This window comes from Streptosporangium sp. NPDC001681 (genome assembly GCF_040298085.1).
GTDB lineage: Bacteria > Actinomycetota > Actinomycetes > Streptosporangiales > Streptosporangiaceae > Streptosporangium.
Genome location: NZ_JBEOZN010000081.1, coordinates 35,264 through 45,789, shown reverse-complemented (window position 1 = coordinate 45,789; position 10,526 = coordinate 35,264). Strand labels below are relative to the sequence as shown.

The 10,526-nt window shown below is 70.9% G+C and carries 11 protein-coding genes; 4 read left to right on the top strand and 7 right to left on the bottom strand.

Translation table 11 applies throughout. From position 1 onward, the window contains the following. Window positions 1–304 precede the first annotated feature (304 nt). The 7 genes from ABT130_RS30755 to ABT130_RS30725 all read right to left on the bottom strand — a co-directional run bounded on the left by ABT130_RS30755 (window position 305) and on the right by ABT130_RS30725 (window position 6,140). Window positions 305–2,032 (bottom strand): ABC transporter ATP-binding protein, encoded by a 1,728-nt coding sequence (locus tag ABT130_RS30755; RefSeq protein WP_350961185.1) that lies wholly within the window; start codon window positions 2,030–2,032, stop codon window positions 305–307. Between the two features lie 209 nt (window positions 2,033–2,241). Then, window positions 2,242–3,462, bottom strand: coding sequence for a beta-ketoacyl-[acyl-carrier-protein] synthase family protein (locus ABT130_RS30750; protein WP_350961182.1), 1,221 nt, complete (start codon window positions 3,460–3,462; stop codon window positions 2,242–2,244). Beyond that, entirely contained in the window at window positions 3,459–3,707 is a 249-nt protein-coding gene (locus ABT130_RS30745) for an acyl carrier protein (RefSeq protein ID WP_084195145.1), read from the bottom strand. The genes ABT130_RS30750 and ABT130_RS30745 overlap by 4 nt, the downstream gene beginning before the upstream one ends. A gap of 252 nt (window positions 3,708–3,959) precedes the next feature. Then, window positions 3,960–4,190 carry a hypothetical protein gene (locus ABT130_RS30740; RefSeq protein ID WP_350961180.1) on the bottom strand — a complete coding sequence of 77 codons (231 nt, stop codon included), beginning with the start codon at window positions 4,188–4,190 and terminating at the stop codon, window positions 3,960–3,962. 74 nt (window positions 4,191–4,264) lie between these two features. Further along, window positions 4,265–4,666, bottom strand: coding sequence for a hypothetical protein (locus ABT130_RS30735; protein WP_350961177.1), 402 nt, complete (start codon window positions 4,664–4,666; stop codon window positions 4,265–4,267). Then, the gene (locus ABT130_RS30730; protein WP_350924864.1) at window positions 4,629–5,381 is read right to left on the bottom strand and encodes a hypothetical protein; all 753 of its coding nucleotides are present in this window, start codon (window positions 5,379–5,381) and stop codon (window positions 4,629–4,631) included. The genes ABT130_RS30735 and ABT130_RS30730 overlap by 38 nt, the downstream gene beginning before the upstream one ends. Before the next feature lie 39 nt (window positions 5,382–5,420). Continuing rightward, window positions 5,421–6,140: a FadR/GntR family transcriptional regulator gene (locus tag ABT130_RS30725; protein ID WP_350961175.1), complete on the bottom strand. Its 720-nt coding sequence runs from the start codon at window positions 6,138–6,140 to the stop codon at window positions 5,421–5,423. Window positions 6,141–6,204: 64 nt separating this feature from the next. On the opposite strand from ABT130_RS30725, the gene ABT130_RS30720 reads away from it, so the two are divergent. The 4 genes from ABT130_RS30720 to ABT130_RS30705 all read left to right on the top strand — a co-directional run bounded on the left by ABT130_RS30720 (window position 6,205) and on the right by ABT130_RS30705 (window position 10,526). Then, entirely contained in the window at window positions 6,205–7,572 is a 1,368-nt protein-coding gene (locus tag ABT130_RS30720) for a glutamine synthetase family protein (RefSeq protein WP_451935332.1), read from the top strand. Further along, window positions 7,569–8,921, top strand: coding sequence for an aldehyde dehydrogenase family protein (locus ABT130_RS30715; protein ID WP_350961170.1), 1,353 nt, complete (start codon window positions 7,569–7,571; stop codon window positions 8,919–8,921). The genes ABT130_RS30720 and ABT130_RS30715 overlap by 4 nt, the downstream gene beginning before the upstream one ends. A gap of 5 nt (window positions 8,922–8,926) precedes the next feature. Continuing rightward, window positions 8,927–9,691, top strand: coding sequence for a 3-oxoacyl-ACP reductase (locus tag ABT130_RS30710; protein WP_350924856.1), 765 nt, complete (start codon window positions 8,927–8,929; stop codon window positions 9,689–9,691). 139 nt (window positions 9,692–9,830) lie between these two features. After that, complete coding sequence (locus tag ABT130_RS30705; protein WP_350961168.1) at window positions 9,831–10,526, top strand: gamma-glutamyl-gamma-aminobutyrate hydrolase family protein; 696 nt, start codon at window positions 9,831–9,833, stop codon at window positions 10,524–10,526.

Sequence of the window (10,526 nt, the reverse complement as noted above, 5' to 3'; positions counted from 1 at the left end):
GCGGGCGGCGGCCCCCCCCCCCCCCACCCCCACCCCCCCCCGGTGGTGGCCGTAACGATCGTCGCGCCCCGATCTTCGTCCCGCACGGACGGGATCGGGAGATCGAATGCGGCGCGCGCCCGATGGGCACCCCCGGTGCGAAGGAGAGGCTTCGCACAGGCGGGGATGCCCGGTTCGCCGGATGGCGAATCAGACCATCGGCCCGGTGTCCGAATTATTCCTTTGTGAACGATATGAATTTACACAACCGCGCCAGAACCACCGCGCTGCCTTCACCATGCCGGACAGCCGCCGAGCGGCGGGACTAGCCGGGCAGCAGGAGTTGGGTGGCGGCCAGCTCGCGGTAGAGGGCGTCGTCGCCGAGCAGCTCGTCGTGGGTGCCCACGGCCCGCACCCGGCCCGCCTCCATCACCACGATCCGGTCGGCACCGGTCACCGTGGAGAGACGGTGTGCGATCACCAGCACCGTCGTCTCCGCCGCCACCTCCGCGATCACCTCGCGGAGCCGCAGCTCGTTGACCGCGTCGAGCTGGGAGGTGGCCTCGTCGAGCAGCAGGAGCCGGGGGCTGCGCAGCAGGGCACGGGCGATGGCGACCCGCTGGCGCTCACCGCCGGAGAGCAGGATCCCTCGATGGCCGACCCTGGTGTCCAGCCCCTCGGGGAGCCTGGAGACCAGGTCCTCCAGGCGGGTGCGGGCGAGCACCCGCCTGATGTCGGCCTCCTCCACGCCCGGCGCGGCGAAGACGAGGTTCTCCCTGAGCGTGCCGTCCAGCACCGGCGCGTCCTGCTCGACGTAGCCGAGGCAGGCGCGCAGCTCGGCCAGCGGCCAGTCCGCGATGTCTCGGCCGTCGATCCTGATCGTCCCCGACTGTTGCTCGTAGAACCGCTCCAGCAGGGCGAAGACAGTGGACTTGCCCGCGCCCGACGGCCCCACCAGGGCGGTCAGCCCGCCCGCGGGCACCTCGAAGGAGACGTCGTCGTGGATGATCGGCCTGTCGTCGCCGTAGCGGAAGACGACGTTCTCGAAGGAGACCCAGGCCGGAGTGCTCCCGACCTCGTAGACCTTGCCGCCCGTCTGCTCGGCGGGAAGCTCCTCGATCTCGCGGATCCGCCGCACCGCGGCCAGACCGTTCTGCAACTGCGTGAAGCCCTGGACCAGCTGGCCGATGGGGGCGACCAGGTAGAACAGGTAGAGCAGAAAGGCGATCAGCGAGGAGACCTCCAGCGTGCCCGAGGAGACGCGCGCGCCGCCCACGCCGAGCACGGCCACGAAGGCCAGCTGCGCGGAGACCCACGCCGAGATACCGGCGATCGAGGTCAGCCAGGCGACGGCGATGCCCCGGTCACGCGCCTCGCGGGCCGCCTCGGTCACCGCGGCGATCTCCCGCTCCTCGGCACCGCTGGCCTTGACGGTACGGAACGCCTGGAGCACCCGGTCCAGGACCGCGCCCATCTCGCCGACCGCGATCTGGGCCTGCGTCGAGGCCCGCTGGATACGGGGCAGGACCAGGCCGACGAGCCCGCCGACCAGGACCAGCACTCCCAGCGTGATGAGCAGCAGCGCCCAGTCCATGATCGCCATCATGACCACGGCTCCGACGAGCATGAAGAGCGAGCTGACCGTCTCGACCACGCTGTTGGCGAACACCGCGCGCAACAGCGTGGTGTCGGAGGTCACCCGGGACATCAGGTCACCGGGTTTGAGCCGGTCGACCTCGGAGGCGCGCAGCCGCAGCATCCGGTCGACCAGGCCGCGGCGGGCGGAGAAGACGATGCTCTCCCCCATCCGCTCCAGCACGTAGCTGCCCAGCGCGCCGAGGCCGGCTCCCACCAGCACGGCGGCGGTCAGCCCCAGCACGGGGCCGAGCAGGGAGCGCTGCTCACCGAAGGCGTCGACGACCGTCTTGGCCAGGAGCGGCATCGCCAATCCGGCCAGCGAGCCGACGAGGCTGAGCGCCCCGCCCAGCAGCAGGGTTTTCCGGTGGGGACCTAAATAGGCGACCAGCAACCGCCAGGACGCGGTCTCGGACAATGCGATCCCCCTTCGAAACGACGCGATCGACCTCCGGCCGCTTTTCCTGTTTACCTCGCACGAGTCCACCCCGAGCGCCTTCGCCATATTTCGTAGTGAAAGTCGGTGACGTCACCAATCTTGTTAACCAAAGTTGACATCAGGGGGTCGGCGAAGGCCCCGTCGGTTCGGCGCCGTTTCACGGCGGGCCGGCGGGGCCGTACGGGATGTCAGGAATCCAGGGAGGGGGTGAGGACCAGGCAGGCGTTGCTGCCCCCGAAGCCGAAGGAGTTGGACAGGACGGGGGCGACGGCCACGGACCGGGGCTCAGCGCAGACGATGTCGATGAGGTCGGCCTCGGGGCCGCCCGCGAAGTTGGCGGTTGGGGGAATCAGGCCCTCTCGGGCCGACAGCAGGGCGATGACCGCCTCCAGCGCGCCCGCGCCGCCGACGAGGTGGCCGGTCACGCCCTTGGTCGAGGTCACCGGGGGCGTACGGCCACCGAAACACGCGTACAGGGCGGCGGCCTCGGCGCTGTCGTTGTGCGGGGTCGAGGTCCCGTGGGCGTTGACGTGCCCGACGTCTCCGGTGTCGAGTCCGGCGTCGAGCAGGGCGGCGCGCATGCACCCGGCCGCCACCGAGCCGTCCCTGAGCGGCGCCACGATGTGGTTGGCGTCGCAGTTGGCCGCGTAGCCGCTGACCTCGCCGTAGACACGGGCGCCCCGCGCCTCGGCGAGGTCGGCGCGCTCCAGGACCAGAAAGGCCGCGCCCTCCCCCATGACGAAGCCGTCACGGTCGGCGTCGAACGGGCGGGACGCCTCCGAGGGGGCGTGCGTCCGCTCCGACAGGGCGCCGACCCGGGCGAAGGCCTCCATCGCGAGCGGGGAGAGCAGCGCGTCCAGGCCCCCGGCGACGGCGGAGCCGACCACGCCCGAGCGGATCGCGCGCAGCGCCTCGCCGATCGCGGTGGCCCCGCTGGCGCAGGCCGTGTTGAAGGTGAGACACGGCCCCCTGAAGCCGTACCTGATGGCGACGCGCGAGGCCGTCGAGCTGGACATCAGCGTCGGAACCGCGTGGACCGGCACCTTCTCCCTGCCGAGCGTGTGCCCCACGATCAGGTTCTCCAGGGTGGCGAACCCGCCGCCGCCGGTGCCCACGTACACCCCGCAGCCCTCGGCGGGCAGGCCGTCCGCGTCGGCGACGGCGTCGATCGCCGCGGCGAGGCCGATCTGGGAGGTCCGGTCGAGGGTCCGGAGCTCGCGCCCGCCGAAGTAGTCATCCGGCTCGAACGGCGCCAGCGGGCACCCGATCGAGACCGGCACCCGGGCGTCGGCCAGTTCGGGGATGGCGGTCGCGAGCGACTTGCCCGCGAGCACCGTGGCGAAGGCGTCCCCCGCCGTGTTGCCCGCCGGGCTCTTGACCCCCAGACCCGTGACGACGACGCGCGTCACCGGGCCGCCAGCGCGGCGTGCAGTACGCCCGCCATGTCGGCGACGGTCTGCGCCCCGGCGAAGTCACTGGGGTCGAGCTGGATGCCCAGCTTCTCCTCGATGATGACGGAGATCTCCACCCATTCCAGGCTGTCGATCTGGTGGTCGGCGATGGTGGCCCCCGGCTTCACCTGATCGCTCGGTACGCTCAGCACCTCGGCGATCGCCGACCGGACCACGGATGTCGCTGAATCGAGGCTTGTCATTCGCCCACCTTTAAAAGGATTGGTCCACTCGCGCCCCTACAATGCCTTCGGACTATAGCGAAACAGACATATGTTCTGTCTATGTACGACCAGGCGGAATTCTTGAAATTTCTACTCATTAAGTGATGAGCGGTGCGGGGAAAAACCACCCCTCCCGGGGCCGGTCCGAGGAGCGGCCGCCGCGTACCGGCGCCCCGCCGATCCGGAGCCGGCTCGGCAAGGAGCCCATCGGCGGAACACCGGCGAGCGGGGTCAGTGGCGGCGAACGCCGTACTCCCTGCGCATCTCCGCGACGGTGTCCAGGATCTCGTCCTGGGTCTTCAGCAGCCTCGCCTCGGCCTCCTCGGTTCTGGCCTCGGCCGCCGGCCGGCGGTCGCCCGTCCGTCCGGCCGTCCTCCGCTTGACCCTGGCCTTCAGTTCGCGCAGGTTGAACTTCTCCATCAGACCCATGATCAGCACCCCTTCGGCAGGCAGGGCCGTCATCTGCCCGGCGCGCGGCCGGATATGCACGGGTTCGAAAGCTCACCACGACCGTGCCGCCGCTTTCCCCTCGTCCCTCAGTCGGGGTCGGGGACGTCGTCGTAGTCGATGTCGCCCTCCTCCGCGCGGCGCAGCCCGATGTCCTCCACCCAGGCGCCGGCGAACCGGCGGATCTCCCAGAGCCGCTCGCCCCGCACGCCGTGGGCCTCGAAGTCCTCGTCGGCGATCAGGGCGACGAACTCCAGCCGCATCACCAGCTCGGCGAGCGAGAACCCCTCGTCGTACCGGCGGGCGAGGTGTTCGAGTTCGCGAAAACCGTACGGCTCGGAGACCGAGGCGACGTCGATGACGTCGCGGGCGAGACCGCGCTCGTGCAGTGCCCACACTCGCGGGCCGACCTCGGCTCCCGGTCCACCCGGCGACGGCGAGGGCATCGGCGGTTCAGCGGCGGGAGCGGCGGCGGGTGGAGGGGAGGTCATGACGGCCGGAGACGAATTCCTGGAAGGCGATCTTGCCGCGGATCACCGGGCGGCGCCAGCGCTCCTCGCGGCGCTCGGCCCTGGCCATCTTGCGGAGCCGCGGGTGCCGGGCGCCCGGGGCGAAGAACCAGTGTGCCCAGGGCGATCCCGGGCGGGCCAGCCGCACGGCCCCCGGCACCAGGAGGATCGGCACGAACAGCCCGACCAGGCCCGTCCAGATCTTGCCCTTGAGCAGCGTGACCACGGCGAGCCCGAGGTTGGTCACGATGAGACCGGCGGTCAGCCAGGTGCCCCTGGGGGTGCCGTCGGAGTTCTCCCAGCCGAGGGGGCGCAGGCCGAGCAGGAGCAGGCCGGTGATCGCGACGGCGATGAACACCGCGTCCACGGAGGCTCGGCCCTCCTCCTCCCAGTAGACGTCGCGCAGGTGCAGGATCAGCGCGAACTCGTCGAGGACGAGGGCGGCGCCGATGCCGAAGATCGCCGCCGTCACCGCGTACCAGCCCTCGGAGACCCCGGAGACGACGAGGCCGGACACCCCGCCGAGCAGGGTCAGCACCACGCCGAACACCACATGGTGAATGTGCATCTCGCCGACGTTGACGTTACGGAACCAGCCGATCTTGGCCCGGATGAGCCGGACGTTGATCCTGGTGAACACGAAGGCGACGATCAGCGCGACAAAGAAACAGAACAGCGGCAGCCGTCCTGTTTCCATGATCCGATCTCGGAACAAATCCCCCACCGTTTCATCAGGCTATGCGAGGAAGCCCCGTAGCAGCGCGGCGGTGCCCTCAAGGTGCTCGGCCACGGCGCGGCGCGCGCCCTCGGGGTCGCCGGCCAGGATCGCCGTCACGATCGCCTCGTGCTGGATCGCGGCGTGCTCGATGTTGCGCCGGAGCACCGGGATGGCGTTGAGCAGGTCGGTGACCCGCAGCCGGGCGTCGGCGCAGGCCGCGGCGAGCAGCGGGGAGCCGGTCAGCTCGGCGATGGCCAGGTGGAAGGCCGTGTCGAGACGGCGGTAGTCGTCGGGCCCCGCCGAGTTGACCTCACGCAGCCGCTCCCGCAGGGCGTCGCGCCGCTCCTCGGTGAGCGCGGTGGTGGCGAGCACCTGGGCGGCACCGCACTCCACGGCCATCCTGAAGGTGAGCGCGTCGCCCAGGTCGTCGGTGCCCATGTCGACGACCGCCCTGCGCAGGTCGTCACGGCGCGGGCGCGGTGGGACGTAGGTGAGGAAGGCGCCACCGTACCTGCCACGGCGCACGGTGAGGTAGCCCGCCTCCGCGAGGGCGCGGATGGCCTCGCGCAGGGTGACCCTGCTGATCCCGAGCTGGGCGGCGAGTTCCCGCTCGGGCGGCAGCTTCTCGGCTACCAGCCCCAGCTTGATGACCTGGAGCAGGCGCTCCACGGTCTCCTCGAACGCGTTACCCGCGCGCACCGGCCGCAGCACGGTCGCCAGTCGCGACACCTCGTCCAATTGATCTCCTCCGACCCTTGACAATGCTCCCCCCGCTACACGTCAATGGTCTGACACTAGCCCAATAAGACTCCGGCGAGGAGGGCGTGTGGACGTCCGCGAACTTCACGACGAGGTGCGGGCAGGACGGATCGACACCGTGCTGCTGGCGATCGTCGACATGCAGGGCCGCCTGCAGGGGAAACGCCTGTCGGCACGTTACTTCCTGCAGGAGGTGCTGGGGCACGCCTCCGAGGGATGCAACTACCTGCTCGCGGTCGACGTCGACATGAACACGGTCGACGGCTACGCGATGTCCTCCTGGGAGCGGGGATACGGCGACTTCGTCATGAAACCCGACGTGTCCACCCTGCGCCGGGTGCCGTGGCAGGAAGGGACGGCCCTGGTGATGGCCGACCTGCTCTGGGAGGACGGCTCCGACGTGGCCGCCTCGCCGCGGCAGATCCTGCGCCGGCAACTCGCCCGGCTGGCCGAGCGGGGCTGGGGGGCGTTCGTCGGGACCGAGCTGGAGTTCGTGATCTTCAACGACAGCTACGAGGACGCCTGGCGCGGCGGTTACCGTGACCTGACGCCCGCCAACCTCTACAACGTCGACTACTCCCTCCTCGGCACCGCCAGGGTCGAGCCGCTGCTGCGCAGGATCAGGCTCGGCATGGAGGGCGCGGGCATGTACGTCGAGTCGGCCAAGGGCGAGTGCAACCTCGGCCAGCACGAGATCGCCTTCCGCTTCGGCGAGGCCCTGTCCAGCTGCGACGACCACGCCGTCTACAAGAACGGCGCCAAGGAGATCGCCGCCCAGGAGGGCATGTCGATCACCTTCATGGCCAAGCCGAACCAGCGCGAGGGCAACTCCTGCCACATCCACATCTCGCTCAGGGACACCGCCGGAGAGCCGGTCATGGCGGGTTCCGAGGCGCACGGACTGTCCGCGACGGGACAGCACTTCATCGCCGGTCAGCTCGCCCTCATGCGCGAGCTGACCCTGCTGTACGCGCCGAACGTCAACTCCTACAAGCGGTACGTGCCGGGCAGCTTCGCCCCCACCGCCGTCAAGTGGGGCGTGGACAACAGGACGTGCGCGCTGCGCCTGGTCGGCCACGGCCCCTCGCTGCGCATCGAGAACCGGGTGCCCGGCGGCGACGTCAACCCCTACCTGGCGGTCTCGGCACTGGTCGCGGCCGGGCTGCACGGCATCGAGAACGAACTGCCGCTTGAGGAGGCGGTCACGGGGAACGCCTACACCTCGGGCGCGGAGACCGTCCCGCACACCCTGCGGGACGCGCTGGAGCTCTGGGAGGGCTCCGCGTTCGCGGCCTCCGTCTTCGGCGAGGACGTCGTGGCGCACTACGCGAACAACGCCCGGACCGAGCTGGCCGCCTTCGACGCGGCGGTGACCGACTGGGAGCTGTTCCGAGGATTCGAACGGATGTGACGGTGAAGATCATAAATCCGGCGACAGAAGAGGTGCTCGCCGAGGTCGAGATGGCGGACGCCGCCGAGGTCGACAGGGCGGTGGAGCGCGCGAGAAGGGCCTTCGCCACCTGGCGGAGCGTCGGCCCTTCCGACCGGGCCCGGCTGCTGCGCCGATTCGCCTCGCTGGTGCGCGAGCACGCCGAGGAACTGGCCCTGCTGGAGGTCGCGGGCGCCGGGCACACGATCGGCAACGCCCGCTGGGAGGCGGGCAACGTCGCCGACGTGCTCGACTTCTACGCCGGGGCGCCCGAGCGTGACCACGGCCTGCAGATCCCGGTGCCCGGCGGCCTGGACGTCACCTTCAAGGAACCGCTGGGCGTCGTCGGCGTGATCGTGCCGTGGAACTTCCCGATGGTCATCATGACCTGGGGGACGGCCCCGGCGCTGGCCGCGGGCAACACCGTGATCGTCAAGCCCGCCGAGTGGACCCCGCTGACCGCCCTGCGCCTGGCCGAGCTGGCCCTGGCCGCCGGGCTGCCCGAGGGGGTGTTCCAGGTCCTGCCCGGCGCCGGAGAGGTCGCGGGCGCCCGGCTGGTCGAACACCCGGACGTGGCGAAGATCGTGTTCACCGGCTCCACCGAGGTGGGCAAGGAGATCGCCGCCGTCTGCGCCGGGCAGGTCAAGCGGCTCACCCTGGAGCTGGGCGGCAAGAGCGCCAACGTGGTCTTCGCCGACGCCGACCTGGAACGGGCGGCGGCGACCGCGCCGTACGCGGTCTTCGACAACGCGGGCCAGGACTGCTGCGCGCGCTCCCGGATCCTGGTCGAGCGCTCGGTGCACGACGAGTTCCTGGCCCGGTTCGGCGAGGCCGTGCTGAAGGTCAGGGTCGGCGACCCCCGCGACGAGAGCACCGAGATGGGCCCGCTGATCAGCGCCGAACACCGGGAGCGGGTGGCCTCCTACGTCACCGAGCCGCCCCACCTGCGGGGCACGTGCCCGTCGGGGCCGGGGTTCTGGTTCCCGGCGACGGTCCTGACCCCGACCTCGGCCGACGACCGGGCGTTCACCGAGGAGATCTTCGGACCGGTGGTGTCGGTGCTGCCGTTCGACGACGAGGCGGACGCCGTGCGGATCGCCAACGACACCCCGTACGGCCTGAGCGGGTCCATCTGGACCCGTGACGTCGGCCGGGCGCTCCGGATGGCCAGGGCCGTCGAGGCGGGCAACCTGAGCGTCAACTCGCATTCGAGCGTCCGCTACTGGACCCCGTTCGGCGGTTTCAAGCAGTCGGGCCTCGGCCGCGAGCTGGGACCGGACGCCCTGTCCGCGTTCACCGAGACCAAGAACGTCTTCATTTCCGAGGAGTAGAAGCGATGCTGCGTTTGCAGGACCGGGTGGCCGTCATCACCGGCGCCGGTAGCGGGATCGGCCTGGCCACCGCGCGCCGGTTCGCCGAGGAGGGCGCCCGCGTCGTGTGCGTGGACCTGGACGAGACGACCGGCGCGGCGGCCGCGGCCGAGGTCGGCGGCCTGTTCGTGAAGGCCGACGTGACCAGCGAGGACGACGTCGTCCGGATGTTCCAGACCGCGTTCGACAGCTACGGCAGCGTGGACATCGCGTTCAACAACGCGGGCATCTCACCGCCGGAGGACGACTCGATCCTGGAGACCGGCATCGACGCCTGGCGCCGGGTCCAGGAGGTCAACCTCACCTCCGTCTACCTGTGCTGCAAGCACGCCATCCCGTACATGCGGCGGCAGGGCAAGGGATCGATCATCAACACCGCGTCGTTCGTGGCCGTGATGGGCTCGGCGACCAGCCAGATCTCCTACACCGCCTCCAAGGGCGGGGTGCTGGCGATGTCGCGCGAGCTGGGCGTGCAGTTCGCCCGCGAGGGCATCCGGGTCAACGCGCTCTGCCCCGGCCCGGTCAACACCCCGCTGCTGCAGGAGCTGTTCGCCAAGGACCCCGAGCGGGCACAGCGCCGCCTGGTGCACATCCCGATCGGCCGCTTCGCCGAGGCGACCGAGATCGCCGCCGCGGTGGCGTTCCTCGCCTCGGACGACGCGAGCTTCGTCACCGGCGCGGAGTTCCTGGTGGACGGCGGCATCTCGGGCGCCTACGTCACGCCGCTCTGACCGCTCCCCGCCGTCTCCGCCCCCGCCACCTTCGCGACCGGCGGTGGCGGGATTTGCCCAGGCCATACCCTGGCCCCGATAACGTGCGAGGACGTGGGCGGATGTCCCATGTCCCCGGCGTCCGCGTGAGAAAGAGATCATGTCCCGTCCCGTCATCGGCATCACCTGCTACGTCGAGCCCGCGAGGTTCACCGTCTGGGAGACGACCACCGCGCTGCTGCCGTACGACTACGTCGACCACGTGGCCCGCGCGGGCGGGCAGCCGGTGATCCTGCCGCCCGCGGGCGACCCCGCGACGCTCGTGGAGCGCCTGGACGGGCTGATCCTGGCCGGCGGCGGGGACGTCGGCCCGGAGCGGTACGGGCAGGAGCCGCACGAGCGGACCGGCTACGTCCGGCCGTTCCGCGACGACGCCGAACTGGGACTGGTCCGGGCGACGCTGGAGCGGGACCTGCCCTTCCTCGGCATCTGCAGGGGCATGCAGATCCTGAACGTCGCCCTCGGCGGCGGCCTCCACCAGCACCTGCCCGACGTGGTGGGCCACCAGGGGCACGCCCCGGCCCCCGGCAGCTACGGCAGGATGCCGGTGCGGCTCGCCCCCGGCAGCCTGACCTCGAAGGTCTTCGGGACCGAGACCGTGGAGGTGGCCCACTACCACCACCAGGCCGTTGACCTGCTCGCCGAGGGCCTGACCGTGACCGCCCACGCCGAGGACGGCACGGTGGAGGCCGTGGAGGTGGAGGATCATCCGTTCGCCCTCGCCGTCCAGTGGCATCCCGAGACCGACGACGAGCCGGCCCTGTTCGAGGCACTGGTCCGGCACGCCCGCTCCTGA

Coding starts and splice junctions, on each gene's coding strand:
- ABT130_RS30745 (WP_084195145.1), bottom strand. CDS start 3,707: ATGACAAGCCTCGATTCAGCGACATCCGTGGTCCGGTCGGCGATCGCC.
- ABT130_RS30710 (WP_350924856.1), top strand. CDS start 8,927: ATGCTGCGTTTGCAGGACCGGGTGGCCGTCATCACCGGCGCCGGTAGC.
- ABT130_RS30705 (WP_350961168.1), top strand. CDS start 9,831: ATGTCCCGTCCCGTCATCGGCATCACCTGCTACGTCGAGCCCGCGAGG.
- ABT130_RS30735 (WP_350961177.1), bottom strand. CDS start 4,666: ATGACCTCCCCTCCACCCGCCGCCGCTCCCGCCGCTGAACCGCCGATG.
- ABT130_RS30730 (WP_350924864.1), bottom strand. CDS start 5,381: ATGGAAACAGGACGGCTGCCGCTGTTCTGTTTCTTTGTCGCGCTGATC.
- ABT130_RS30740 (WP_350961180.1), bottom strand. CDS start 4,190: ATGACGGCCCTGCCTGCCGAAGGGGTGCTGATCATGGGTCTGATGGAG.